The sequence below is a fragment of the Micrococcaceae bacterium Sec5.7 genome, assembly GCA_039636785.1.
Lineage (GTDB): Bacteria > Actinomycetota > Actinomycetes > Actinomycetales > Micrococcaceae > Arthrobacter.
The window spans coordinates 726851-752510 of record CP144169.1 but is presented as its reverse complement, the minus strand read 5'-3'; the positions used below and the strand labels follow the sequence as shown (position 1 = coordinate 752510).

The 25660-nt window shown below is 64.2% G+C and carries 23 protein-coding genes and 1 riboswitch; of the genes, 14 read left to right on the top strand and 9 right to left on the bottom strand.

Annotated elements, in window-relative coordinates:
- Positions 1 to 32 precede the first annotated feature (32 nt).
- Positions 33 to 1589, bottom strand: coding sequence for an MFS transporter (locus V3C33_03440; GenBank protein XAS68389.1), 1557 nt, complete (start codon positions 1587 to 1589; stop codon positions 33 to 35).
- A 70-nt stretch (positions 1590 to 1659) separates the two neighbouring features.
- Between V3C33_03440 and V3C33_03435 the strand changes: the two genes are divergently transcribed.
- From V3C33_03435 to V3C33_03410, 6 genes are all read left to right on the top strand, one after another.
- Positions 1660 to 2199: a TetR/AcrR family transcriptional regulator gene (locus V3C33_03435; GenBank protein ID XAS68388.1), complete on the top strand. Its 540-nt coding sequence runs from the start codon at positions 1660 to 1662 to the stop codon at positions 2197 to 2199.
- Positions 2200 to 2293: 94 nt separating this feature from the next.
- Positions 2294 to 2392, top strand: a riboswitch (glycine riboswitch).
- 204 nt (positions 2393 to 2596) lie between these two features.
- On the top strand, positions 2597 to 5446 hold the full coding sequence (gene gcvP, locus V3C33_03430) for an aminomethyl-transferring glycine dehydrogenase (GenBank protein XAS68387.1): 2850 nt from the start codon (positions 2597 to 2599) through the stop codon (positions 5444 to 5446).
- Positions 5447 to 5458: 12 nt separating this feature from the next.
- Complete coding sequence (gcvT, locus tag V3C33_03425; protein ID XAS68386.1) at positions 5459 to 6619, top strand: glycine cleavage system aminomethyltransferase GcvT; 1161 nt, start codon at positions 5459 to 5461, stop codon at positions 6617 to 6619.
- Between the two features lie 30 nt (positions 6620 to 6649).
- Positions 6650 to 7036 (top strand): glycine cleavage system protein GcvH, encoded by a 387-nt coding sequence (gcvH, locus tag V3C33_03420; GenBank protein XAS68385.1) that lies wholly within the window; start codon positions 6650 to 6652, stop codon positions 7034 to 7036.
- Positions 7033 to 8355 (top strand): serine hydroxymethyltransferase, encoded by a 1323-nt coding sequence (gene glyA / locus V3C33_03415; GenBank protein ID XAS68384.1) that lies wholly within the window; start codon positions 7033 to 7035, stop codon positions 8353 to 8355. Before gcvH ends, glyA begins: the two co-directional genes overlap by 4 nt.
- A 173-nt stretch (positions 8356 to 8528) precedes the next feature.
- Positions 8529 to 9944: an L-serine ammonia-lyase gene (locus V3C33_03410; GenBank protein ID XAS68383.1), complete on the top strand. Its 1416-nt coding sequence runs from the start codon at positions 8529 to 8531 to the stop codon at positions 9942 to 9944.
- Between the two features lie 101 nt (positions 9945 to 10045).
- Here V3C33_03410 and V3C33_03405 read toward each other — a convergent pair whose 3' ends face one another.
- Complete coding sequence (locus V3C33_03405) at positions 10046 to 10567, bottom strand: hypothetical protein (GenBank protein XAS68382.1); 522 nt, start codon at positions 10565 to 10567, stop codon at positions 10046 to 10048.
- The gene (locus V3C33_03400) at positions 10546 to 10668 is read right to left on the bottom strand and encodes a hypothetical protein (GenBank protein ID XAS68381.1); all 123 of its coding nucleotides are present in this window, start codon (positions 10666 to 10668) and stop codon (positions 10546 to 10548) included. The genes V3C33_03405 and V3C33_03400 overlap by 22 nt, the downstream gene beginning before the upstream one ends.
- Positions 10669 to 10883: 215 nt before the next feature.
- Here V3C33_03400 and V3C33_03395 point away from each other — a divergent pair, with 215 nt between their 5' ends.
- Positions 10884 to 11957 (top strand): peptidoglycan bridge formation glycyltransferase FemA/FemB family protein, encoded by a 1074-nt coding sequence (locus V3C33_03395; protein ID XAS68380.1) that lies wholly within the window; start codon positions 10884 to 10886, stop codon positions 11955 to 11957.
- Between the two features lie 32 nt (positions 11958 to 11989).
- Entirely contained in the window at positions 11990 to 13489 is a 1500-nt protein-coding gene (locus V3C33_03390) for a threonine/serine exporter family protein (protein ID XAS68379.1), read from the top strand.
- Between the two features lie 27 nt (positions 13490 to 13516).
- On the opposite strand, the gene V3C33_03385 is transcribed toward V3C33_03390, so the two are convergent.
- Complete coding sequence (locus tag V3C33_03385; GenBank protein ID XAS68378.1) at positions 13517 to 14356, bottom strand: siderophore-interacting protein; 840 nt, start codon at positions 14354 to 14356, stop codon at positions 13517 to 13519.
- A 15-nt stretch (positions 14357 to 14371) separates the two neighbouring features.
- Positions 14372 to 15142, bottom strand: coding sequence for a uracil-DNA glycosylase (locus V3C33_03380; protein XAS68377.1), 771 nt, complete (start codon positions 15140 to 15142; stop codon positions 14372 to 14374).
- A 209-nt stretch (positions 15143 to 15351) separates the two neighbouring features.
- Here V3C33_03380 and V3C33_03375 point away from each other — a divergent pair, with 209 nt between their 5' ends.
- The 6 genes from V3C33_03375 to V3C33_03350 all read left to right on the top strand — a co-directional run bounded on the left by V3C33_03375 (position 15352) and on the right by V3C33_03350 (position 21232).
- The gene (locus V3C33_03375) at positions 15352 to 15681 is read left to right on the top strand and encodes a DUF3263 domain-containing protein (GenBank protein XAS68376.1); all 330 of its coding nucleotides are present in this window, start codon (positions 15352 to 15354) and stop codon (positions 15679 to 15681) included.
- Positions 15682 to 15729: 48 nt separating this feature from the next.
- The gene (locus V3C33_03370) at positions 15730 to 16323 is read left to right on the top strand and encodes a LytR C-terminal domain-containing protein (GenBank protein XAS68375.1); all 594 of its coding nucleotides are present in this window, start codon (positions 15730 to 15732) and stop codon (positions 16321 to 16323) included.
- A gap of 157 nt (positions 16324 to 16480) precedes the next feature.
- Positions 16481 to 16684: a cold-shock protein gene (locus V3C33_03365; GenBank protein XAS68374.1), complete on the top strand. Its 204-nt coding sequence runs from the start codon at positions 16481 to 16483 to the stop codon at positions 16682 to 16684.
- Positions 16685 to 16773: 89 nt separating this feature from the next.
- Entirely contained in the window at positions 16774 to 18018 is a 1245-nt protein-coding gene (locus tag V3C33_03360) for an ABC transporter substrate-binding protein (protein ID XAS69632.1), read from the top strand.
- Positions 18019 to 18312: 294 nt separating this feature from the next.
- A complete protein-coding gene (gene groL / locus V3C33_03355) occupies positions 18313 to 19941 on the top strand; it encodes a chaperonin GroEL (GenBank protein ID XAS68373.1) in 1629 nt (542 codons plus the stop codon).
- 337 nt (positions 19942 to 20278) lie between these two features.
- Positions 20279 to 21232 (top strand): ribonuclease HI family protein, encoded by a 954-nt coding sequence (locus tag V3C33_03350; protein XAS68372.1) that lies wholly within the window; start codon positions 20279 to 20281, stop codon positions 21230 to 21232.
- A gap of 39 nt (positions 21233 to 21271) precedes the next feature.
- On the opposite strand, the gene V3C33_03345 is transcribed toward V3C33_03350, so the two are convergent.
- The 4 genes from V3C33_03345 to V3C33_03330 form a co-directional block, all read right to left on the bottom strand.
- On the bottom strand, positions 21272 to 21559 hold the full coding sequence (locus tag V3C33_03345) for a WXG100 family type VII secretion target (GenBank protein XAS68371.1): 288 nt from the start codon (positions 21557 to 21559) through the stop codon (positions 21272 to 21274).
- A 101-nt stretch (positions 21560 to 21660) separates the two neighbouring features.
- The gene (locus V3C33_03340) at positions 21661 to 23157 is read right to left on the bottom strand and encodes a HAMP domain-containing sensor histidine kinase (protein ID XAS68370.1); all 1497 of its coding nucleotides are present in this window, start codon (positions 23155 to 23157) and stop codon (positions 21661 to 21663) included.
- A gap of 2 nt (positions 23158 to 23159) precedes the next feature.
- On the bottom strand, positions 23160 to 23870 hold the full coding sequence (locus V3C33_03335; GenBank protein XAS68369.1) for a response regulator transcription factor: 711 nt from the start codon (positions 23868 to 23870) through the stop codon (positions 23160 to 23162).
- A gap of 132 nt (positions 23871 to 24002) precedes the next feature.
- On the bottom strand, positions 24003 to 25649 hold the full coding sequence (locus V3C33_03330; GenBank protein ID XAS68368.1) for a DNA repair helicase XPB: 1647 nt from the start codon (positions 25647 to 25649) through the stop codon (positions 24003 to 24005).
- Between the last annotated feature and the right edge of the window lie 11 nt (positions 25650 to 25660).

Below are 25660 nucleotides of genomic sequence, written 5' to 3'. Positions count from 1 at the left end.
CCGCAGTCTGAGCGTGGCGCCGATTCCCGGCCCTAGTCCGCCGTCGGGACCTTCCGGAGTACGACGGCGGCAAGGACTGCCGCCGCTGCCATCAGCACCAGCGCGATGGCTGCGGTGATGTGGACGCCCGAATCGAACGCGGCGCGGGCAGCGTCCGTCAGTGCCGCCCCCAGCGGTCCGGGCAGGGTTCGGGCCAGTTCGACCGCGCCGGCAAGGGTTTCGCCGGCCTGGTGTGCGGCTGCACCGGAGGCAAGTTCGGAGACTCCGGCAGGCAGGAGCAGATGCTGCTGATAGGACGCCGTGAGGATGGAGCCCAGGATGGCGGTGCCCAGCAGCGAACCCACCTCGTAACCGGTCTCCGAAATGGCCGCCGCCGCGCCGGACTTGGCGGCGGGGACCGAGCCCAGAATCAGGTCATTCGAAATGGTCTCCGCCGCCCCTACGCCGAGAGCCAGCACCAGCAGGGCACCCAGAAGGAGGGCAGGTCCTGGGCTGTGATCGCCGAATGCCACCAGAAAATACCCTAATGCGCTCAAGGACAGGCCTCCTGCCACCACAAACCCTGGCCGGATCTTCCTGACCAATGGCACCACCAGCAGCCCGGCCAGCACGGTGGCAACCAGGGCAGGGATCATGGCAACACCAGACGCGGACGGAGAGAGCCCTTCCAGGAGCTGCAGGTGCTGTGCCAGGAACAGGATGAAGCCATTGAACGAAAACAACGCCAGTACATTTGCGGTGATCGCGGTGCTAAACACACTGTTGCCGAACAGTGAAATGTCCAGCAACGGTGATGCGAGCCGCTTCTGGCGCCGGACAAAAACGAAGCCCATCACCAGCCCGAACGCAATGATGGCCAGCGGAAGGGCGCCAACCCCCTCGGTGGCAAGCTCCTTGATGCCATAAACAACCGGTACCATCACCAGCATTGAGAGCAGGATGCTGGGCACGTCCACCCGGCCCGGATTCGGGTCCCTGGATTCCGGAATGAACGCCCGGCCAAGAGCGAGCAGGGGCAGCATGATGGGAACCGCCACGAGCAGCACAGCCCCCCACCAAAAGTGCTCCACCAGCCAGCCGCCGAAGATCGGGCCCAGTGCGGCACCGCCGGAGAATCCCGCTGCCCAGATGGCAACGGCCAGCCTGCGACGGTTGGCGTCCGGGAAGATGTTGCGGATCAGCGACAGCGTTGACGGCATCAGCATCGCGCCGAAGACTCCCAGGCCGGCCCGTCCGGCGATGAGCCATTCTGCAGTGGGCGCAAAAGCTGTGACGGCTGAGACGGCGGCAAAGCCCGCTGTACCGATCATGAGCAGTCTCCGGCGGCCGATCCTGTCCCCGAAGCTGCCCATCGCCACCAGCAGCCCGGCCAGCACCAGCGGGTACGCGTCCACGATCCACAGCAGCTGCACCCCGCTGGCCTCCAGGCTGCGGGCAATCGCCGGCAGCGCAAAGGTCAGGGCAGTGTTGTCCACGGCCACCAGAAGGACAGGGAACATCAGCAGGCCCAGGGCGAGCCAGTCGCGCCATGAGCTCTTGCGTCCAGGGGTGTCGGAGGAGTTGTTGGTGATGGCTGCGGACGTGGTCATGAGCTTAACTATACCGTCCAGACGGTATAGTTAAGAAACGACAATGATCAAACCGTGCATGATAGGAATCATGGCCAGAACCCCAGTCGCCCGCGGCGCCGTCCTCGACGCCTTCGAAGCGCTCCTGATTGAGGTGGGGGAGCGTGCTGCCACCCTGGACGCCGTCGCCAGGCGGGCCGGTGTCTCCAAGGGCGGGCTGCTTTACCACTTCCCCAACAAGGAAGCATTGATTGGAGTGCTGCTTGACCGGCTTGATGAGTTTGCAGCGGCCGATGCAGATGCCATGGCCCAGGCGCCCGAGGGCGCCGCGGCGTACTTCATCCGGTCCTCGGTCTGGGATGATACGCCCCTTGACCGTGCGGTGGTGGCCGCCACAAGGCTCGCTGAAGTTGCGCACGAGGAGACGCGACGCAGATTCGCCCGTATCCAACAGCGGTGGCTGGAGGAAATAGCCATCGACGTCGGCCCGGCGATCGCCCGGGCCGTGCTGTACATGGGGGACGGGCTTTACTTCAATGCCATGCTCTCGATCGGGCCGTCCGGCACAGCGGTACAGACGGCGGCCGACGTCGAGAGCCTGCTGGCAGCCCTGGATCGGCTGCGCCGCTAGCCTCCGCCGGGCGGAAGTAATTTATTTGCTCCTCGGCGCCGGGCGTAGGATAATAGCCATTGTGACTGCGGTCACGAGCAATTGAATATGCCTTTGATCTGCGGCGGGAGAGTTCTGCTAGTAGGTACAAGCAGGCGCCGTAGGAGCAAATCCTCCCCAGGAATCTCTCAGGCCCATGTACCGCCGCGGCAAGGCAACTCTGGAAAGCAGCAGGCTGTCCATTCATGTGTCCAAGGTTGATCCGAGGATGCTGAACCCGAACAGGCCATGCTCACCGACGGTGCAAGCGGGGCCATGCGAAAGCTGGCTGCGCGGAAACTCTCAGGTCCAATACAGAGCGGGGAGGAACCCGAATCAATGTGGCGTACCCTGCGCCGCCTTAGTTATGGAGTTCCTTTTGACTGTTAACTCAGCCTCCACGTCCTTCGTTGACCGGCACATCGGCGCCCGCCGCCAGGCCGACGTCGACGCCATGCTCAAGGCCATCGGCTACGACACCGTCGATGCCCTGGTTGATACAGCAGTTCCGAATGACATCCGGCAGGACTCCCCGCTGGAGCTCACCACCGCGCTGAGCGAAGTGGAAACCCTCACCGAGCTGCGCCGGCTCGCGGCGAAGAACAAGACGGCCGTGCAGATGATCGGTCAGGGCTACTACGACACCGTGACCCCGCCGGTGATCCGCCGCAACATCCTCGAGGCCCCGGCCTGGTACACCGCGTACACGCCCTACCAGCCCGAGATCTCCCAGGGCCGGCTCGAGGCGCTGCTGAACTTCCAGACCATGGTGCAGGACCTCGTGGGACTGCCCATCGCCAACGCCTCATTGCTTGACGAAGCCACCGCCGTGGCGGAGGCCGTGCTGATGATGCGCCGCGCCAACAAGAACAAGGCCGCCCACGACGGCAAAACCGTCCTGGACGCCGACTGCCTGCCGCAGACCATCGCCATCGTGCGTGGCCGCGCTGAAGCGCTGGGCTTCGAAGTCGAAGTGGCTGACCTTTCCGAAGGATTGCCCGACGGCGTTATCAACGGTGTTGTGCTGCAACAGCCCGGCGTTTCCGGCCGGGTGTTCGATCACTCCGGGGTCATCGCCGCCGCCAAGGAGCGCGGCGCACTCGTGACCGTGGCCGCCGATCTGCTCTCGCTTACACTGATCACGCCTCCCGGCGAGCAGGGCGCGGACATCGCCGTCGGCTCCGCCCAGCGCCTGGGTGTTCCGTTGTTCTACGGCGGACCGCACGCCGCTTACATGGCGGTGCAGAAGGGCCTGGAGCGCTCCATGCCTGGCCGCCTGGTTGGTGTCTCCAAAGACAATGCCGGCATACCGGCCTACCGGCTGGCCCTCCAGACCCGCGAGCAGCACATCCGCCGCGAAAAGGCCACGTCCAACATCTGCACGGCCCAGGCCCTGCTGGCGATCGTGGCCTCCATGTACGCCGTCTACCATGGCCCCGAAGGCCTGAAGGCGATCGCCGAGATCACCCACGGCCACGCCAAAACCATTGCGGCCTCGCTGAAGGCGGCTGGCCTCGATGTCCTGCACACGAGTTTCTTCGACACCGTCACTGTCTCAGTGCCGGGCAAGGCCGCGGAGATTGTTGCCGCCGCCGAAGCGAAGGGCATCAACCTCCGCGGTATCGACGCGGACACCGTTGGCATCTCCGCGGATGAAACAACAACGGCGGCCATCGTCGCCGATGTCGTCGCCGCCTTCGGAGCATCCGTGGAAGGCGACGTTTCCGCGTTCGCCCTGGACACCGCCGTCGAACGTTCCTCCGATTTCCTGCAGCACCCGGTGTTCAACACGCACCGCTCGGAGACCCAGCTGCTGCGTTACGTCCGCAGGCTGTCCGACCGCGACCTCGCACTGGACCGCACCATGATCCCGCTGGGATCCTGCACCATGAAGCTGAACGCCACCGCCGAGATGGAAGCCATTTCCTGGCCGGAGTTCGCCTCGATCCACCCGTTCGCCCCGGATTCGCAGACCGAGGGCTGGCGTGAGCTGATCGCCGACCTCGAAGCCCAGCTCACCGAGATCACCGGCTACGACCAGGTGTCCATCCAGCCCAACGCCGGCTCCCAGGGCGAGCTCGCCGGCCTGCTGGCGATCCGCGGCTACCACCTGTCCCGCGGCGATGACCAGCGCAACGTCTGCCTCATCCCGGCCTCGGCCCACGGTACCAACGCCGCCTCGGCGGTGCTGGCCGGCATGAAGGTGGTTGTAGTGGCCACCGCCGCCGACGGCACCATCGACCACGATGACCTCAACGCCAAGATCGAGGCCAACAAGGATGCCCTCTCGGCCATCATGATCACCTACCCGTCCACTCACGGTGTGTACGACGCCGACGTCCGCGAGGTCTGCGATGCCGTCCACGCGGCTGGCGGACAGGTGTACATCGACGGTGCCAACCTGAACGCGCTCGTGGGCCTGGCCCAGCCAGGCAAATTCGGCGGCGACGTCAGCCACCTGAACCTGCACAAGACCTTCTGCATCCCGCACGGCGGCGGCGGCCCGGGCGTTGGCCCGGTTGCAGCCAAGGCTCACCTTGCACCGTTTATGCCGGGCAACGCCGCAGACCCGTCCAACGGCGCCGCAGGAACCCCGATCTCCGCTTCGCGCTACGGCTCCGCCGGCGTGCTGCCGATTTCCTGGGCCTACGTCAAGCTCATGGGCGGACAGGGCCTCACCGATGCCACCAAGTCGGCGCTGCTGGCGGCCAACTACATCGCCTCCCGGCTCAACGACTTCTTCCCGGTGCTGTACACCGGCGAAGGGGGCCTTGTGGCGCATGAATGCATTCTGGATCTCCGCGAACTGACAGCCACGACCGGCGTCACTGCGGAGGACGTGGCCAAGCGCCTCATCGACTACGGCTTCCATGCACCCACACTGGCGTTCCCGGTTGCCGGCACCCTCATGGTGGAACCCACCGAGTCCGAGGACCTTGTGGAGATCGACCGATTCATTGCGGCCATGATCTCCATCAAGGCCGAAATCGACCAGGTAGCAAACGGCGACTTCACAGTGGAAAACAGCCCGCTGCGGAATTCACCGCACACCGCCGCCGCGGTCATCAGCTCGGACTGGGCACGGGAGTACCCGCGCGAGCAGGCCGTCTTCCCGCTGCCCGCACTCAAGCAGGACAAGTACTTCCCTCCCGTTGGCCGGATCGACGGCGCAGCCGGCGACCGTAACCTGATCTGTTCCTGCCCTCCCATCGAAGACTTTGCGAACTGAGGACTGACAACCATGACTGAGAACTACACGGCCCTTTATGAAGAGCACAAGAAGCTCGGCGCCTCCTTCACCGATTTCGGCGGCTGGCAGATGCCGCTCAAATACAGCTCCGAGCTGGCAGAGCACCACGCCGTCCGGCAGTCCGCGGGCATCTTTGACCTCTCCCACATGGGCGAAGTCTGGATCACCGGCCCGGACGCCGCCGCCTTCCTGGACTACGCGCTGGTGGGGAAAATCTCCGCGATGTCAGTGGGCAAGGCCAAGTACTCGCTGATCTGCAACGAGGACGGCGGCATCATCGACGACCTCATCACGTACCGCCGGCCCGCTTCGGCGGACGCCGGCGAGGACAGCACCGACAAGTTCCTGGTGGTACCCAACGCCGGCAACGCCACGGTAGTTGCAGCAGCTCTCGCCGAGCGCGCCGCAGGCTTCGACGTGGTTGTTGAGGACGTGTCCGCAGCCACCTCGCTGATCGCGGTGCAGGGCCCCAAGGCAGAGGAAATCCTGCTGCGTCTGGTTCCGGCGGTGCAGCACGAGCGGGTCACCGGGCTCAAGTACTACGCTGCGGTCGAGGTTGCGTTCTCGTTCGCAGGCGGCAGCCAGGAACTCCTGCTGGCCCGCACCGGCTACACCGGCGAGGACGGTTTTGAGATCTTCGTGGACAACGACGACGCCGCTGCCCTCTGGCAGGCAATCGTTGCCATTGCCGAAGATGGGGAGCTGACGCCTGCGGGGCTCGCCTCCCGCGACTCTCTCCGCCTCGAAGCCGGCATGCCGCTCTACGGCAACGAGCTCTCCCTCGAAGGCGACCCCTTCGCAGCCGGGCTGGGACCGGTCGTGTCGCTCGCCAAGGAAAGCGATTTCGTGGGCAAGGCAGCGCTTGAGGCCAAGAAGGCAGCAGGCGCCGGTTCCACCAGCGGCCGCAAGCTCGTTGGCCTCAAGGGCCTGGGCCGCCGCGCCGGCCGCGGGCACTACCCGGTCCTGAAAAACGGCAACGTGGTTGGCGAAGTCACCTCCGGCCAGCCCAGCCCCACCCTCGGCTACCCGGTTGCGATGGCGTACGTGGACATCGAGCACTCCGAACCGGGCACCGCCCTGGACATCGACCTCCGCGGCAAGGCCGAGCCCTTCGAAGTAATAGCCCTCCCGTTCTACAAGCGCCAGAAGTAAACTTTTCACTCCGAACTTAAGGAACCAAACATGGCTAAAGTTGCCCCTGAACTGCAGTACTCCGACGAGCACGAGTGGGTTGCGCGCGATGCCGCGTCCAACGTGGTCTCCATTGGCATCTCCGCCGTGGCCACTGATGCCCTCGGCGACATTGTGTACGTTGACCTGCCCGAGCTCGGTTCCACTGTGACTGCGGGCGAGACCTGTGGCGAGGTGGAGTCCACCAAGTCCGTTTCGGATCTGTACGCCCCCGTGACCGGCGAGGTCACGGAATTGAACCCCGCCGTCGTCGACGATCCTGCGCTCATCAATAACGATCCGTACGGTGCCGGCTGGCTCTTCAAGGTGGCCGCAGAGTCCGAGGGCCCGCTGCTCTCCGCGGCGGACTACGCGTCCAAGAACGGCGGCGAGCTGTGAGCGCGGCAGCAGGGACGGCAACCTTTGAAGCGGTTGCCTCAGCGAGCCTGAACGCAACGCTTGCCGAGTTGGACCCGGAGATCGCCGCGAAGATCGACGACGAACTCACCCGTCAGCGTGACGGCCTGGAAATGATCGCCTCGGAGAACCACACTGCCGTGGCCGTGATGCAGGCGCAGGGCTCGGTGCTGACCAACAAGTACGCCGAGGGCTACCCGGGCAAGCGCTACTACGGCGGCTGCGAGCACGTGGACGTCGTGGAGCAGTTGGCCATTGACCGTGTGAAGGCCCTGTTCGGCGCCGAATACGCAAACGTCCAGCCGCACTCCGGTGCCCAGGCGAACGCCTCCGTGATGCACGCGCTGATCAAGCCCGGCGACACCATCATGGGACTGAACCTGGCCCACGGCGGGCACCTGACGCACGGCATGCGGATCAACTTCTCCGGCCGCCTGTACAACGTGATCCCGTACCAGGTCCGCGAGGAGGACCACCGGATCGACATGGCCGAGGTGGAGCGCCTGGCCCAGGAGCACCAGCCGAAGCTGATCGTTGCCGGCTGGTCCGCCTACGCCCGCCAGCTGGACTTCGCCGAGTTCCGCCGGATCGCCGATTCCGTGGGCGCCTACCTCATGGTGGACATGGCTCACTTCGCCGGGCTGGTGGCTGCAGGGCTGCACCCGTCGCCGGTGCCGCACGCCCACGTCACCACCTCCACCACGCACAAGACCCTCGCCGGTCCGCGCGGCGGCATCATCCTGACCAACGACGCGGACATCGCCAAGAAGATCAACTCGGCCGTGTTCCCCGGCCAGCAGGGCGGCCCGCTGGAGCATGTGATCGCCGGCAAGGCCGTGGCGTTCAAAATCGCCGCTTCCCCCGAGTTCAAGGAGCGCCAGGAGCGTGTGCTGGCCGGTGCCCGGATCCTGGCCGAGCGTCTGGTCCAGCCCGACGTCACGGCCAAGGGGATCTCCGTGATCTCCGGCGGCACCGATGTGCACCTGGTCCTGGTTGACCTGCGCAACTGCGAACTGGATGGCCAGCAGGCGGAGGACCGGCTGGCGGAGATCGACGTCACCGTCAACCGCAACGCCGTCCCGTTTGACCCCCGTCCGCCGATGGTCACCTCCGGTCTGCGCATCGGTACTCCCGCGCTGGCTACCAGAGGTTTCGGGGAAGCCGCCTTCCGCGAGGTTGCGGACATCATCGCCGAGGCACTGATTGCCGACGCCGGCGCGGACCTTTCCGGTCTGCGTCACCGTGTGGAGGCACTCGCCGCCGCACACCCGCTCTACCCGGGCGTGGCGAATCTCGCCTAGGTAGAATTTCTGCCCGGCGTTTTTCGTTGAGTTAAGTAAGACGCGTGCCCACCCCGGCGGTTGAGCCTGTCGAAACCCTCTGGATCTCGACAGGCTCGATCACCGGCGTCCGGCGTCGTACATCCGGCAGGACCATCTGCCGGACCGAAGCAAGACCTAGTTAGGAACCGACAATGGCCGTTGGAGTCTTCGACCTTTTTTCCATCGGAATAGGACCGTCCAGTTCACACACCGTGGGCCCCATGCGGGCAGCGGCGGTGTTTGCCCAGGAGCTCAGGTCCTCCGGCAAACTGGACCTCGCCACATCGTTGCGCGTTGATCTGTACGGCTCGCTGGCGGCTACCGGCCACGGCCACGGCACCATGACCGCAATCCTGCTGGGACTCGAAGGCTTCCACCCCGAGCTCATCCTCCCTGACGAAGTTGAAGAACGGCTTGCGGCCATCGCAGAAACCGGCACGCTGCAGCTCGCCGGCGCAGGTTTATCGGGGCAAGGCGTCCCGCTGCCGTATGCGGTCAAGGACATGATCATGCACCCGCTCACCGTGCTGCCACGCCACACCAACGGCATGAAGTTCGCCGTCTCGGATGAGGCCGGCGAGGTCCTCCACGAGGCCACGTTCTTCTCCGTGGGTGGCGGATTCATCGTCCGCGAAGGCGAGGAAGACGCAGCCCTCAAGGAACTCGACGAGTCAAAGAAGGAACTGCCCCTGCCATTCCGCACCGCTGCGGAACTGCTGGGCCGCTGCCAGTCCAAGGGCCTGTCCATCGGCGAGATCATGTTCGTCAACGAGCGTGCCTCGCGGACCGAAGAGGAGATCCGCGAGGGCCTCCTCCACATCTACTCGGTGATGGAAAGCTGCGTTGAGATCAGCATCAAGCGCGAAGGCCTGCTGCCCGGCGGACTGAAGGTCCGCCGGCGAGCCCCCGACTGGCACGAGCGGCTGCTCAAGGAGGACAAGGACCGGGACCCGAAGTACTGGCAGGAGTGGGTCAACCTGATAGCCCTCGCCGTCAACGAAGAGAACGCTACCGGCGGCCGCGTGGTCACTGCCCCCACCAACGGGGCCGCGGGCATCATCCCCGCCGTCTTGTACTACGCACTGCATTTCGCCCCCGGCATGGACAAGGCCACCCAGCAGGACCGCGACGACGTTGTGGTGAAGTTCCTGCTGACGGCCGGTGCCATCGGGGTGCTGTACAAGGAACAGGCCTCCATTTCCGGCGCCGAAGTGGGCTGCCAGGGCGAGGTGGGTTCGGCGTCGTCCATGGCGGCTGCAGGTCTGGCCGAGGTTATGGGCGGCACTCCCGGGCAGGTGGAGAACGCAGCGGAAATCGCGATGGAACACAACCTCGGGCTGACGTGCGATCCGATCGGCGGGCTGGTGCAGATCCCGTGCATCGAACGCAACGCCATTGCCGCCGCCAAGGCCATCAACGCCGCCAAGATGGCACTCTGGGGCGACGGCACACACCGGGTCTCCCTGGACGAGGTGATCGTGACCATGCGGGAAACCGGCAAGGACATGAGCTCCAAATACAAGGAAACCGCCATGGGCGGCCTGGCCGTGAACGTGGTGGAGTGCTGACGGGCTCCATCCCGGCGGTAGAGCCCGTCGAAATCGGATGGTCGAGGCTGTCAGCTGGGGCTCGCCGCCTGGCAAGGCCCGGTAGCCGGGCCGGTTGAGCCCTACCGCAGCGCCGGGAGCAGCTGCTCAGGATAGGCGAGCAGCAGCCGGAACTCGGGCTCGGCAAAAAGCCGGTCAACGAACCGTGCTGCCCGTCTGCCGTCCAGCCGGCCGATGCCCGCCGGGTAATGGGGCTCGATGGCTAGATTGTGTTCGTCGAAGTCCGACGTGACGATCCGCAGGACGCTGCGGTTGGCATTGTTGGTGTCGTAGTAATCAATGCCGAAAACCGTGCCCATGGTGGGCAGCAGATAGTCGTTGAACCAGGGAAACGGCGTGACGGCCGTGCCCGGGATCAGCCGCAGCTCACGGATTTCGTGCCAGGGAAAGACATGGCGGGCCCCCGGTTCCAGCGGTACGCCCTCATGCCGGAGTCCGTCAACGCTGAACGCCACCACACGGCCGTCGGTATTGCCGAGGAGAAGAACGTGGTCCTGGACGGACCACGGTAACGGCGTGAATCGCAGTGAAATGATTTTGAGCCTGCTTCTTTCGTTCGGAGTCAGTTGTCGAGTGCCGCCCACACATTGAGGCTTACGGCAACGACGATCCAGGAAATGTACGGGCGCAGGCGGACGGGCCGCTGCCGGGCGCCTGCGGGGTTTTCTGAGTGAAGGGCTTGCATGCTCCCACACTTGCCAAGGCGGGACCGGGAGTCAAGACGACTTTTCGCCGACCTCCGTCCTCGGTCCTCAGCTCGGTGCCGGTGGTTGGCGCCGCTGCCGGACTCTTTCGCGTGCGCTAAGGCGTGGCCGATAGACTTGAGGTTGCGCGCCCGGGGCGTGCAGCCGAAGCACCGAACGCAAAGATTGGATGTCGCACGTTTTGAACCAGGCACACTTGCGAGAATTCACTGCCCGCTTTGCCTCCGCCGAGGAGGTAGCCAATTGGGATTCGAACGTCACCGGGAATCCCAATGGCGGCAACCTGCTTCAGTCCGAAGCCTTCGCCGACGTCAAACAGCATTTCGGGTGGAAACCGCTGTACCTGGTCTACGAAACGTCCGACTACTCCAGCTACAACCTGCTGCTGGAAAAGTCCTTCCCGGTCCTGGGTAAGCTCTGGTACCTCATCAAGGGACCCGATGTGGCGGACGTCGAGGACATCCCGGGGATCGCCAAAGCAAATGCAGAGTTCGTCAAGCGTGCTCGGCTGGGCGTTTTTGCCATCAAGATCGAGCCGGACATTGTCCTGACCGACGAGGCCCGCCGGGTTATAGAAGGCGCAGGCCTGGTCAAGACCCACAACCTTCAGCCGAACGACTCCACGGCGCTGCTGGACATCTCCCCTGAGGAGAACCAGTTGCTGCGCAAGCTGCACGCGCGTGGCCGGAATGCTGTCCGCCGTGCGATCCGCGAAGGCGTGGAAGTGCACAATGTGGAGCCCACGGAAGAGAACTTCAAGGCGATGTACTCGCTGATGACCACCACAGTGGAAGCCAAGTCACAGGTGCGGGTCCGCGAATACGGCTACTACCGGCAGTTCTGGACCAACTTCATTAACCGCAGCCAGGGACGGCTTCTGTTCGTTTACGAGAACGGTGTCCCGTCCGTGGGCGCCTTTGTGATCAACTACGGCCGCAAGGCAACCTACAAGGACGGCGGCTCGCTTCAGAAACGCAGCCAGTATGGCGATTCGCACCTGGTTCAGTGGACTGCCATCAACCAACTCAAGGAACTTGGCTGCTCGGAATATGATTTTTGCGGGACACCGCCCAGCGACAGACTCAAGGACACGTCCAACCCGTTCCATGGGCTGGGGCTGTTCAAAACGAGCTTCAGCAAAACCGTCACGGATTTCGTGGGGTGTTACGACCAGATCCTCAGCCCCCTCAAGTACCGGGCCTGGATGGCGGCGGGCGAGCGCGTGGCGCGCCAGGTCTATACGCGGAGAACGGGACAACAGTTCTACTAGACCGGCTGTGATGCCATGGAGGGAAGGGCTGTATGACCAAAAAACCAGACGGCCCCGGCAGGCCGCATTCCAAGCGGCAGCACACTGACGGGCTGCCCAAAACCGAGCCACTCTCGCCTGACCAGTTGCGTCAGAACGCGGCGGCCAAGCGGATGCTGCGCAGGCTGGTCCAGGGCGAAAGCCCGCCCACCGCACCGATGAGCATTGTGGACCGTCTCGCCGGCAGTCCTTATGCCAACCCCATGATCCAGGTGGGCGGCGTGGACACGTCCGCCCGCAAGACCCTCGACTTCGCCCTTCATCTGGCTGAAACCATGTTCAGATACGGCGCCGGAGCCCTGGAGGTGGAGACAAGCATCATCGCCGTCACTGCCGCCCTGGGCCTGAAGAACATCGAGGTGGATATCACCAACCAATCGGTGGCCATCAACTATGCGCCCAAGGACCAGACGCCCATCTCCCTCCTGCGCGTGGTGCGTTCCTGGACGAACAACTACGCCGGCCTGGCCAAGGTCCATCAGCTGGTCACGGACATCGTGGCCGGGGGTGTGGGCAGGGATGAGGCCATCCGCCGTCTTGATGAAGCCATCACCAGCCCCAAACCGTTTCCGCGCTGGATGGTCACGGTGGCCTTCGGGGTATTCTCGGCTGTTTACGTTGGCGTGCTTGGCGGCGGCCCGGGGGCTTCTGCCATAGCCTTTGTCTCCAACATCCTGATCAGCCTGCTCGCGCGGCAACTGGGACGGTGGCGTGTTCCGGACTTCTTCACCACGGCATCATGTTCGTTTCTGGTCACCTTCATCGCTCTGCTCTTGTATCAGGTCGGTGTAACGGCGGCGCCGGCGATTGTTGTGGTCGGCGGCATTCTGCTGCTGCTTCCCACCGGACGGCTGGTGTCGTCGGTGCAGGACGCCATCAACGGATTTCCGGTGACAGCCGCGGGCCGGTTCCTGTCCACCATGCTGACGTTCGGCGCGCTCGTGGCCGGCATCGCCGTCGCGTTTCTGGTGGGTGCCATGACCGGAATGCAAGCGATTAACGTTACCAAAACATTCCCGCCAGCGTATGACTTATGGTTTGTGGTCGTCCTTATTGCCATCGCTGTCATAGCGATCGGCATTACAGAGCAGACCGCCTGGAAGCTGCTTCTGCCCACCGCTGCGGTGGGGGTGGTTGGTTATCTGGTGCTCTACTTTGCAGGGGTATTCGGCATCGGGGACAGATTTGCGCCCGCCTTGTCGGCGATTGTCATCGGTTTGCTGGCGCGGGTGGTGGCGCTGAAGATGGGTGCCCCGCAGCTGGTGGTTGCCGTGCCGGCAGCATTGATTCTGTTGCCCGGGCTGACCATATTCCGGTCAATGTATGTTTTGACCATTGAGGAATCCGAGATCCTGCTGGGTGCCGGAGGCATGCTCAGCGCCGGCGCCATTGTGCTGGGCGCTGCCGGCGGAGTCGTTCTGGGGGATACCCTTGCCCGCCCCCTGACCCGAAGCCTGGCGAGCAACGAGCGGCGGCGTGCGCGCCGCCGTTAGACGTCCCCGCATCCGCTGAAGCGTGCTTCAGATCTTGCCTATGGGCAGTTTCTTCTCGGCCTGGAAGTCGTCCTCGACCCTGCCCGTGGCCCAGTACCCGGACAGGGAAACCTGTTTGCGATCAAGGCCGCGCTCCACAAAAAGCACCTCGCGCAGACTCTTCATATAGCCGCGCTCCCCGTGGGCGAAGACGTCAGGACGGCCGGCGGGCCATTGCGCGTCCCGCACGGCGTTGACCAGCAGGTCACTGGCCCCCGCGGGGACACCCTTGCGTTTCAGCCACACAAGCTCCAGTCCGGCTGGCGCCGCAATTGACTGGACATCGGCGTCGCTATCCACTTCCAGAAACGCCATGCCGCGGGCGTCCGCCGGCAACGATTCAACCGCTGCGGCGATGGCAGGCAGGGCGGCCTCATCGCCGGCTAACAGGTGCCAGTCCGCCGTCGGATCCGGGTTGTAGGCTCCTCCCGGGCCGGTGAAAATCAGGCCGTCACCCGGTTTGGCCGCGGCCGCCCAAGGGCCTGCGAGTCCTTCGTCACCATGGACGACGAAGTCAACGGCAAGCTCCTCAGCGGCCTCGTCCACCCAGCGCACCGTGTACGTCCGGGTATACGGCCACTGTTCGCGCGGCATGGATTCGCGAATGGCCCACAGGTCGAGCGGCTCAGGGTACGCAATGTCCGGCTGCGGAAAGGCGATCTTGACGTACCGGTCCACAAACGCGTTGTTGATGTAGCCAGCGAAGCCGGCACCGCCGGCCACAATCCGGACCATGTGGGGAGATAATTCCTCGCGGCGCAGCACCGTGAGCTTCGTCTGGGGACGGGTGTTCCGGGTGGAAGAGGTGGCGGCGGGAACTGGAGTCATGGAAGTAAGCCTAGGCTAAGAAGTCGGGGGCAGCTCCCAGTCCACCGGGCCGGCGCCCTGCTCCTGCAACAGGGCGTTGGACCGGCTGAATGGCCGCGAGCCGAAGAAGCCCCGCGAGGCGGACAAAGGGCTGGGGTGCGCGCTGGATACCACCGGCGTTTCCCTCAGCAGGGGGCGCACGCTTGCAGCATCCTTGCCCCACAGCACCGCCACGAGCGGTGCCCGGCGTCCATCGGCAGCGAGGCGGTCAACCACAGCGGTTACTGCCGCCGTTGTGATCACCTCCCAGCCTTTGCCACGGTGTGAGCCGGCGGCCCCGGCCCGGACACTCAGGACCCTGTTGAGCAGCAGCACGCCCTGTTCAGCCCATGCGTTCAGGTCCCCGTGCACACGGGCGGGGATTCCGAGATCGGCTTCCAGTTCTTTGTAGATGTTGGCGAGGCTGCGGGGGATGGGCCGGGTGCGCCCGTCCACGGAGAATGACAGCCCGACGGCGTGTCCCGGCGTGGGGTAAGGGTCCTGGCCCACAACAAGTACCTTCACGTCGGCCAGCGGCTGCCGGAAGGCCCGGAGGACGTTCGACGGCGACGGCAGCAACGGATACCCCGCCGCCACCTCCGCACCAAGAAAGGCCAAAACACCACGCAGCTCGCACTCCACCGGGGCCAACGCGGCAGCCCAGTCAGAAGGCAGCAATTCACCCAGCGGCAGCCGCGCCATCTCAGCAAAGCCAACAGTTTCGGATTCAGGCACCGTGAGCTCGAACAAAGGTTCAGAATCAAACACGGTTCCCATTCTCGCAGGATCCAGACATAAGTCGGCGGGTGGCAGTGTTTTCTGTGTCGGCTCCGTTGTTGCATGGGGAACGAGCTCAGGAGCCGGCAGAAAGCAGTGCCGGTTGCCCAGTCGACGACCGGGCCGTGCAAATGACAACCATGTTATTCACCCGTAGCATGGGGGTGAGACTTTTGCCGGAGCCAGCGAAGGAGTGTGTTGTGGCCGAACCAGCGCAGGACCACATGCCGGAACCGGACAACAGCGGCTCGTTGCTTGCTGGCTTCCGTTGGCGCGACTCGCCTCTGAACGAGCGGGATCAGCAGATGCTGGCTCTGGAACGGCAGTGGTGGAAGTACGCGGGAGCCAAGGAGCAGGCCATCCGGGAGCTGTTCGACCTCTCGGCCACACACTACTATCAGTTCCTTAACGCGCTGATCGATACTGAAGATGCGCTGGCCCACGATCCCATGCTGGTCAAGAGATTGCGTAGACTACGTACGTCACGTCAGCGGGCGCGTACCGCGCGCCGCCTTGGTTCTGACGCGTAACGTTAGTGCTGAGCCATCAGCAGCAATCAACAAGGATGCCTCTCCACCATGACCAAATATGCTCGTGACGAATTCGACAGGGTCCCGGAGACCTCCTCCCGCCAGGGTGTCCACCGGGCAGTCTCAGAGCCGCCCCGGCGCCGGTTGCTGCCCATTCTCGCGGTTGGTGTCGCTGCCCTGGCCATAGGTCTGGTCGCGTTCCTGATTCTGCCCAAGCTCGGCTTCCAGCCACCCGTCAGCCCGTCCGCTGTGGGCGTCGGGACGCCAACCGCGGGGGCATCGCCTTCGGCTGGCGCAGCGTCTGCCAGCCCGGAACCGTCGGCGAGCCCAACGCCGTCGAGCACGCCCACACCCACCCTTGCAGGCGTGGACAAAACCAAGCCGATTGATGTCTATAACGGGTCCGGTGCGGCAGGACTTGCCAGCCGCGTCAGCGCCACGGTCGAGGCTGACGGCTGGACGCTGGGGCAAGTGGGCAACTGGGGCGGAGCCCCGCAGCAGACATCTGTGATCTTCTACGCCGGTGAGGCGCAGAAGGCCAATGCGGAGGCGCTCGGGGCGCTCCTGAAGATCACCACCCTCGTGGACAGCACTGAGTTCCAGGTCCCGGTGGTTGTCGTGCTGGGCCCCGGATTCGAATAGCGGTTTCGGTTACACCTGAATAACTATTAGGTGCCGACCCGCCTGTGAAGCTCTGCAAGGGCAAGGGCCAGTGGTTAGAGTATTTTCAGACTTCGATACGTAATTTGCGGCGCACATTGGCGTGGGCCTTACGGAAGCTACTGAAAGCGTGGAAATCATGGCATTGGGAACCGTTAAGTGGTTCAACGCCGAAAAGGGCTACGGCTTTATTACGGTTGACGACTCCGGAGATGACGTCTTCGTTCACTGGTCCGCCATTCAGGGTGACGGCTACCGCGCCCTTGACGAGGGCCAGCGCGTGGAACTCGAGATCGGCGAAGGCGAGAAGGGCCCGCAGGCCGAAAGCGTCCGGCCGGTCTAGTGACCGTTCCGGCCCCGGACGCCGCCAAGCCGGCCGTCAAACCGACTGTCCGCCGCCGTTCGGGCAGCCAGCGGTTTGTCCGCGCTACCGTGGTGGGAGCTTTGGCTGTGCTTGCCGTGAGTGCGTGCGCCGGTCCGGCAGGAAACGCCCGGCTGGAATCCGTGGATGCCAGCGGCGACGGAACGCTCCGGATCGGCCTGATTTTGGACAACACCGGCAAGCAGGGCTTCCTCAATGCCTCGCAGCTGGCCGCAGCCAAACTCGCCGTCCAGGAAATCAATGCCGCGGGCGGACACAAAGGCAAACCCGTGGAGCTGCTTCCGGAAACGGTCGGCGAGGACACCGCTGCGCAGGCGAAGGCGCTCGTGGGTGCGAAGGCCGACGTTGTGATCGGCCCTACCGACTCCAGCCGGGCGCCGGCCGCCATCGATGTCCTGTCCAAAGCGAAGATCACGCTGATATCTCCGGCGAATACAGCGGCCGGACTCAGCAAGTACAAGAGCGGCGGATACTACTTCCGCACGGGCGCCGCCGACGTCGCCCAGGCGCCCGTGCTGGTCAAACTGGCGAAGGACGGCGGGGCCAAAAAACTTGCGGTGGTCTATGAAGCGGGCGGCTACGGCACCGATGTCTCCAATGCCGTAACGGCCTCGGCCAAGGATGCCGGACTTGATTCCGTGACGGCTGCCGAATTCAAGCCGGGCGAGGCCCAAGGGGCAGCGGCCGCGGCCAAAGCGGCGGCACCGGACGCCGTCGTTGTGGTTGCCAGGGAGGGCGCCCAGGGTGCCATCGCAGAACTGAACAACGCAGGGCTGTCTGGCAAAAAGATCATTCTCAGCGACGGTGCCTACAACCAGTACGGTTCCGGGCTGGGGTCAAATGCGTTGGACGGCGCCAAGGCCATCGTCCCGGGCGTTTTCCCCTCTGCCCACTTCCAGGCCGAACTTGTGGCCGTGGACGCGGGGCTGAAGGACATGACGTTCGCCGCCGAGACTTACGACGCCGTTAACCTCGCTGCCCTGGCGGCTGCATTGGCGGACGACGACGCCGGGACCTCCATTGCAGCCAGCCTGATCGCCGTTTCGGGTGGAACCGGGGAGGACGAAAACGCTTCACAGCAGTCCGGCGACGGGGCCCGGGTCTGCAAGACGTACAAAGAGTGCCGCGACGCGATGAAAGCCGGTAAAGCGGCGGACTACGACGGCGAATCGGGCCTGATCAGATTCGATGCCAACGGCGACGTGACCTCCGCCAGCTACATGGTGTTTACATATGGGGCGGATAACAACGCCAAGATGTCAGGCAGCGAAACCGCCGCACGGCCCGCCAGCTGATCGCTGGGAGCGAATTGTGGGCCTGCTGGACCGGTTTTCCGTGTTCCGTGCTTGCACTCTCCCCGGGGGAGTGCTAATTATTGACTTAGCACTCCTGCGTACTGACTGCTAAAGCGACGCCCGGTTCCGGCCGGCGCGAAGCCCGGCAGCCGTGCATGGAGCGAAAGAAACACCTTGCTGGGGTGAGATCCCGAACCGTGCGGCATACAGAGGCCGCCGGTGAAGGATCGTCCGTCGCGGGCACCGCAGCGAAGGTTCATTCTTAACGACTGTCCCGAAAGGACTACTGCCGTTATGGCCAAGATCATTGCATTTGATGAAGAGGCACGCCGCGGCCTTGAGCGGGGCCTGAACATCCTCGCCGACGCCGTTAAGGTCACCCTCGGCCCGCGTGGACGCAACGTCGTCCTCGAAAAGAAGTGGGGCGCCCCCACGATCACCAACGATGGCGTTTCCATCGCCAAGGAGATTGAGCTGGAGGACCCGTTCGAAAAGATCGGCGCCGAGCTGGTCAAGGAGGTTGCCAAGAAGACGGATGACGTCGCCGGCGACGGTACCACCACGGCCACCGTGCTGGCACAGGCTCTGGTCAAGGAAGGTCTGCGCAACGTCGCAGCCGGCGCTGACCCGCTTTCCCTGAAGCGCGGCATCGAGAAGGCCACCGAGGCCGTCATCAAGGAACTGCTCGCCTCCGCCAAGGAGATCGAGACCAAGGAAGAGATCGCCGCCACCGCGTCGATCTCCGCCGGTGACAGCGAAATCGGAAACCTCATTGCCGAAGCCCTGGACAAGGTCGGCAAGGAAGGTGTCATCACGGTCGAGGAGTCCAACACCTTCGGCCTGGAGCTGGAGCTCACTGAGGGCATGCGCTTCGACAAGGGATACATCTCCGCGTACTTCGTCACCGACGCAGACCGCCAGGAGACTGTCCTTGAGGATCCGTACATCCTGGTGGTCAACTCCAAGATCTCCAACGTCAAGGAACTGGTTGCCGTCCTCGAAAAGGTCATGGCGTCCAACAAGCCGCTGCTGATCATTGCCGAAGACATCGAGGGCGAGGCCCTGGCCACCCTGATCGTGAACAAGATCCGCGGCACGTTCAAGTCCGTTGCCGTCAAGGCTCCGGGCTTCGGCGACCGCCGCAAGGCGCAGCTCGCAGACATCGCCATCCTCACCGGTGGCCAGGTCATCGCCGAGGAAGTCGGCCTCAAGCTGGAGACCGCCGGCCTCGAACTGCTGGGCCGCGCCCGCAAGGTTGTTGTCACCAAGGACGAGACCACCATCATCGAAGGTGCAGGCGACGCCGACCAGATCGCAGGCCGCGTTTCCCAGATCCGTGTCGAGATCGAGAACTCCGATTCCGACTACGACCGCGAGAAGCTGCAGGAGCGACTGGCCAAGCTGGCCGGCGGCGTTGCAGTCATCAAGGCCGGTGCCGCAACCGAGGTTGAGCTCAAGGAACGCAAGCACCGCATTGAGGACGCTGTCCGCAACGCAAAGGCTGCAGTTGAAGAAGGTATCGTCGCCGGTGGCGGCGTTGCTCTGATCCAGGCCGGCGTCAAGGCCTTCGCGAACCTGCAGCTCGTAGGTGACGAGGCAACCGGTGCGAACATCGTCCGCGTTGCCCTCGAAGCTCCGCTGAAGCAGATCGCCTTCAACGCCGGCCACGAGCCCGGCGTTGTTGTGGACAAGGTCCGCGGCCTGCCCGCAGGCCACGGCCTGAACGCAGCAACCGGCGTGTACGAGGACCTGCTGGCTGCGGGCGTCAACGACCCGGTAAAGGTAACCCGCTCTGCTCTGCAGAACGCGGCTTCCATTGCCGGCCTGTTCCTCACCACCGAGGCTGTTGTGGCCGACAAGCCGGAGAAGAACGCTCCGGCCATGGGTGGCGGCGACGACATGGGCGGTATGGGCGGTTTCTAACCTCCCGGCCCCCAAGCCACACACGAATGCGGCCCCTCACAGAGGGGCCGCATTCTGCTTAAGGACAGCCAGGCTACTTGCGTAAGGTGGCGGGCGCGGACTCCACTTCTTTTCTGAAGTCTGCCTCAGCTGCGTCCGGAGTCTTCCGGTCATACAGCCTCTGGCGACGCGGTGTGCCTCCATGCCCGGAGTCGACATTGCGGGAAGCGCTCTCTCGCTCGAAGACTGATCCTGGTGTGAATCATCGCCGGCGTGGATGAAAATCGGGCAAGCGCTTTCCATCCTGATCAGTCCCGTTGCGGATCCGGATGTCCTGCCCATCTGCAAGGATGGATCAGTGACGATAACTGCAGCAGCCGATGGTTCGGCTTTAGGAAACCCCGGCCCGGCCGGATGGGCCTGGTATGTCAACGACGATTGCTGGCGCGCAGGCGGCTGGCCACACGGCACCAATAACCAGGGCGAGCTGATGGCCGTACTGGATCTGTTCCGGGCCACGGCCCACGTCAGCGACGAAGGCCTCCGGATTCTGTGCGACAGCCAGTACGTCATCAATTCCGTGACCAAGTGGATGCCGGGTTGGAAGCGCAAGGGCTGGCGCAAGGCAGACGGCAAGCCCGTTCTCAACGTGGAGCTGCTCAAGGAGATCGACCGCGAACTTGTGGGACGCAAATACACCTTCGAATGGGTCAAGGGCCATGCAGGCCACGATCTGAACGAGGCAGCGGACGAACGTGCCCGGGCGGCGGCCACGGCCTTTCAGCAGGGAGTCGCCGCTCGTTCCGGTCCTGGATTTGCCGGGGCGCCGGCAGCTCCTGAAACCGGCCCGGCGCCGACCGATACCGCCGGCCCTGCCGAATCAGAACTGGGCCTGTTCAGCGAACCGGATCTGTTCAGCGAATTGGACAACGATCCGTTCGCCAGCGGACCCGCCGAACCGTCCGGAGAGCCCAGCGCCGAGTCAACCGTTGAGGCACTGGAACGTGAGCTGCTCCGGCCGGATGTCCGGAGCGATGTTGGACGTACCGGTGTTCTGCTGCATCCGGAGTTCACGGAGATTGGCAGTTCAGGGCGGATCTGGACCCGTGACGCCATGATGATGTCCCTCGAGGGGGACCCGGGGGACAGGGCCGAGCTGGAAGTTCTGGGCGCAGACCGTATCGGCACCAGCGCGGTCTTGCTGACGTACCGAAGCTACTCGCGCTCAGGTACGGCCCTCCGAAGTTCGCTGTGGGTGCTGGACGGCACTCAATGGCGGCTCCGCTTCCACCAGGGAACTCCGGAAGCCTGAGCCCCAACACCTGATTGAAGGAGGCCTCGGCTGAACCAGCTAGCTGAACCGCTGGGTGTTACCCTGTTCGGCCTGGGCGTAGCTGGAGGCCGCTGAGGCAAGCGCCAGGTTGATGGACGCCAGCGAGGCCTCCACCTTGCCCTGCGTGAGCGTCCATTCGGTGACGAGCGTCTGGAAGTTGGTTGCCGCGGATCCGCGCCAGGTGGCCTGGAGCTCGTCGAGGCCACGCTTCATGGCCTGGACGTCCGCGCTGATGCGGTCAACCGTGGCTTTGACATTGGCTGACTTGAGCTGGAGGAGTTCGGTATCGACGGAAATGATGCTCATGGCGGAGGCCTCTCGACGTGGGTGAAAGCTGGGTGTCCGGCCCGGCAATCTCCGGACCATTACCTCGAGCCTACGGACGCGGCCCCGGCCGGCGCCATGGCCTAATGCTGTATGTGGATAACTTCGATCTCGCCATGGCTGTTGGCGCCGCCGTCATGATTTTCCTCGGGGTCGTCCCGGACAGGGAGGGCGACAACCAGGGTGGCGCCGCCGCCGTCGGTCGTTTCAACGCGTACGGAGCCCCCATGTGATCCCACAATGGCTGCCACAATGGCCAGCCCCAGGCCGCTGCCGCCTGTCTCACGCGTCCGCGACGTGTCCGCCCGGTAGAAGCGTTCGAAGACCTTGGGGGCCTCGCCCTCCGAAATGCCGGGTCCGTGGTCCCGAACCTCGATGACGGACCGGGGGGTGCCGTCCTCAACCGCACGGACGCCGACAGCCAGCTCAATGGGAGTTCCTTCAGGCGTGTAACGGAGTGCGTTTCCTACCAGGTTTCCAACCACCTGCCGAAGCTTGGCTTCGTCGCCCAGCACCGGCGCGGGGGCAGCACTTCCGCCGTCGAGTCCGGTCAGCGAGATGACACGATCGCGGTCACTGGCCTGGGTGTCCACCACGGCGTCGTGCGCGATCAGCTGCAGATCCACGGGCTTCTCCTGAAGGGGACGCTGCTCATCCAGTCTGGCCAGCAACAGCAGGTCCTCCACCATGGAGCCCATCCGCTTGGCTTCGCTTTCAATCCGGCCCATCGCGGTGGAGACATCCTCTTCGGTGGCCAGGGCGCCGTGCCGGTATAGTTCGGAGAACCCGCGAATGGTGACCAGCGGGGTGCGCAGCTCATGCGAAGCGTCGGCGGCAAAGCGCCGCATCCGGCCCTCGGAGGCCATCCGGGCCGCGAATGCCGTTTCAATGTGCGCAAGCATGGCATTGAGTGAACTGCCGAGCCGGCCCACTTCGGTACCGGGGTTCTCCACTTCAACACGACGGGAAAGATCTCCGGCGGCGATCGCAGCCGCGGTCTTCTCCACCCGCCCAAGCGGCCGGAAGGACCTTGAGACGGTCCAGGTTGCAATGAAGAATGCCAGCAGAAGGGTGAGCAGGCCCACGCCCACCACAACATTCGCCGCGCGCTGCACCACTTCGTCCACAGGGTCCAGCGGCAGTCCTACGATCACCACCGCGCTTCGTTGGCTGTCCTCCAGCACGTTGACTGCCACCACCCGCCAGTTGAGGCCGTCAGTGCCGCGGATCTGATACGGCCTTGCTTGGCGGGCACTGACCTCTGCCGCCGAGATGGATTCGATATCCGGACGGATATCCTTGCTGCCGCCGAACACATATGCCGGCTGGCCGGGTCGGAGGACAATCAGCGAATAATCAGTGGGTACGCTCGGGTTCGGAATCTGCAGCTGGTCGAAGGAGCGCTGCTGCCGTGCCGAGTCCACAGCGGCCTTGAGTTTGTCGTCCACCTGGCCCTGCAGAAAGCTGCGCACCAGCGTCAGTGTGCCCGCTCCCGTCACGGTAAGGGCCACAAACATCAGGGCCATCATGATGGCGACCAGCTGCGACCTCAGCGAGGCAGACTTCCACTTGTGCAGCAACGTCAGCGCTTCTCTGCCGTCCGCAGCACGTAGCCCACGCCGCGCTTGGTCTGGATGAGGGCCGGGGCATCGGGATCAATGTCCACCTTGCGCCGCAGGTAGGAGATGTACGACTCCACAATTGAGGCGTCGCCGTTGAAGTCGTACTCCCACACATGGTCCAGGATTTGTGCCTTTGAGAGGACCCGGTTGGGGTTGAGCATCAGGTAGCGCAGCAGCTTGAATTCGGTGGGGGACAGCTCAATCACGGTGCCGCCGCGGCGCACTTCGTGGGCGTCGTCGTCGAGCTCGAGGTCGTCAACCCGGATGACGGCGTCATCATCGGTCAGCGGCTGGGTGCGGCGCAGCACCGCACGGATCCGCGCCACTACTTCGTCCAGGCTGAATGGCTTGGTGACGTAGTCGTCGCCACCCACGGTCAGGCCGGTGACTTTGTCCTCGGTGTCGTCCTTGGCGGTGAGGAACAGCACGGGGAAGTGTTTGCCCGCCGCGCGCAGCCGGCGGGTGACGGTAAAACCATCCATGTCCGGAAGCATCACGTCCAGCACCGCGAGGTCCGGGGAATGGAGCTCGGCCGCGGCCAGTGCATCGCGGCCGTTGCCTGCGGATACAACTTCAAAACCGGCGAAGCGCAGGGAAGTGGAGAGCAGTTCGCGGATGTTGGGTTCATCATCCACAACGAGGAGCTTGGCTTCTGGACCGTTCTTTTTCATAACTCCCATGATGCTCCCAGAATCTGTGAGTTATCTGGGTGGATGATGTGTGTTCCATGGATTCTTTTGGCATCAACGGGCCGAGTTTGAGGAGGGCACGGCGCAGTTCCGCAGACTGAAGGTCCATGTTTCTCAGACGGCCTTGTCCACGTCCTTGGAGTCCATGATGCGGTAGGCATAGCCCTGTTCAGCCAGGAAGCGCTGGCGCCTCGCCGCGAACTCTTGATCCAGGGTGTCGCGGGCTACCAGCGAGTAGAAACGGGCTGCCCGGCCGTCCTTCTTGGGCCGCAGCAGACGGCCCAGCCTCTGTGCTTCCTCCTGCCGGGAGCCGAAAGAACCCGACACCTGGATGGCAACCGAGGCCTCCGGCAGATCAATTGAAAAATTGGCCACCTTGGACACCACAAGGGTCTGCACCTCGCCGGTGCGGAAGGCCTCAAAGAGCCTCTGGCGTTCCTTTACGGAGGTTTCGCCTTTGATCACCGGAGCCCGCAGGCGTTCGCCGAGCTCGTCCAGCTGGTCGATGTACTGGCCGATCACAAGGAGCTGCTCGCCCTTATGCTTGGCCACGAGCTGCTCCACCACCGGGGTCTTGGAATCCGATGTGGCGCAGAGCCGGTACTTGTCCGCATCCTCTGCCATGGCGTAGGCAACACGCTCATCCCGGGGGAGGTCCACCCGCACTTCCACACAGTCCGCCGGCGCAATGTAGCCCTGTGCCTCGATGTCCTTCCACGGTGCGTCATAGCGCTTGGGGCCAATGAGGCTGAAGACCTCGCCTTCGCGGCCGTCCTCGCGAACCAGCGTGGCGGTCAGCCCGAGCCGGCGGCGGGCCTGCAGATCCGCCGTCATCCGGAAGATCGGGGCGGGCAGCAGATGGACCTCGTCATAGATGATCAGGCCCCAGTCGTTGCCGTCCAGCAGTTCAAGGTGCGCGTACAGCCCGCCGCGTTTGGTGGTGAGGACCTGGTAGGTGGCGATGGTGACCGGCCGGACTTCCTTGACCGCCCCGGAGTATTCGCCGATCTCTTCCTCCGTGAGCGAGGTCCGCCTGAGCAGTTCGTCTTTCCATTGCCGGGCGGACACGGTGTTGGTCACCAGAATGAGGGTGGTGGTGGAGCTGGTGGCCATGGCTGCCGCACCCACAAGGGTCTTGCCGGCACCGCAGGGCAGCACCACCACACCGCTGCCGCCGGCCCAGAAGTTCTCCACGGCCAGCTGCTGGTAGGGCCTGAGCTTCCAGTCGTCCTGGTTCAAAGCGATAAGGTGCGGTGTGCCGTCAACGTACCCGGCAAGATCCTCGGCCGGCCAGCCGATTTTCAGCAGCAGCTGTTTGAGCTGGCCACGCTGCGAGGAGTGGACCACCACGGTTTCGCCGTCGATCCGAGGGCCCAGCAACGGCTGGATCTTCTTGGCCCGGATGACTTCCTCGAGCACGGGGTAGTCGTTGGTGCGCATGACCAGGCCGTGCTGCGGATCCTTCTCCAGCCGCAGCCGCCCGTAGCGGGACATGGTTTCTTCAATATCGATCAGGAGGGAATGCGGCACTGGAAAACGCGAGTACTTGAGCAGGGTGTCCAGCACCCGTTCGGCGTCCAGCCCGGCCGCCCTTGCGTTCCAGAGCCCCAGCGGCGTCAGCCGGTAGCTGTGCATGTGCTCCGGCGCGCGTTCCAGTTCGGCGAAGGCCGCGATTGCATGGCGGGCTTCGGTTGCCTGCTCATGGTCCACTTCAAGCAGGATGGTTTTGTCGCTCTGGACAATCAGGGGGCCATCGTTCACGCGGCGTGATC

Bases quoted from the DNA above. Each gene is read 5' to 3' on its own strand.
- V3C33_03385 (XAS68378.1), bottom strand. From the start codon at position 14,356: ATGACTCCAGTTCCCGCCGCCACCTCTTCCACCCGGAACACCCGTCCC.
- V3C33_03435 (XAS68388.1), top strand. From the start codon at position 1,660: ATGGCCAGAACCCCAGTCGCCCGCGGCGCCGTCCTCGACGCCTTCGAA.
- V3C33_03440 (XAS68389.1), bottom strand. From the start codon at position 1,589: ATGACCACGTCCGCAGCCATCACCAACAACTCCTCCGACACCCCTGGA.
- V3C33_03370 (XAS68375.1), top strand. From the start codon at position 15,730: ATGACCAAATATGCTCGTGACGAATTCGACAGGGTCCCGGAGACCTCC.
- gcvT (XAS68386.1), top strand. From the start codon at position 5,459: ATGACTGAGAACTACACGGCCCTTTATGAAGAGCACAAGAAGCTCGGC.
- groL (XAS68373.1), top strand. From the start codon at position 18,313: ATGGCCAAGATCATTGCATTTGATGAAGAGGCACGCCGCGGCCTTGAG.
- V3C33_03365 (XAS68374.1), top strand. From the start codon at position 16,481: ATGGCATTGGGAACCGTTAAGTGGTTCAACGCCGAAAAGGGCTACGGC.
- V3C33_03345 (XAS68371.1), bottom strand. From the start codon at position 21,559: ATGAGCATCATTTCCGTCGATACCGAACTCCTCCAGCTCAAGTCAGCC.
- V3C33_03335 (XAS68369.1), bottom strand. From the start codon at position 23,870: ATGAAAAAGAACGGTCCAGAAGCCAAGCTCCTCGTTGTGGATGATGAA.
- V3C33_03390 (XAS68379.1), top strand. From the start codon at position 11,990: ATGACCAAAAAACCAGACGGCCCCGGCAGGCCGCATTCCAAGCGGCAG.
- V3C33_03410 (XAS68383.1), top strand. From the start codon at position 8,529: ATGGCCGTTGGAGTCTTCGACCTTTTTTCCATCGGAATAGGACCGTCC.
- gcvH (XAS68385.1), top strand. From the start codon at position 6,650: ATGGCTAAAGTTGCCCCTGAACTGCAGTACTCCGACGAGCACGAGTGG.
- V3C33_03400 (XAS68381.1), bottom strand. From the start codon at position 10,668: ATGCAAGCCCTTCACTCAGAAAACCCCGCAGGCGCCCGGCAGCGGCCC.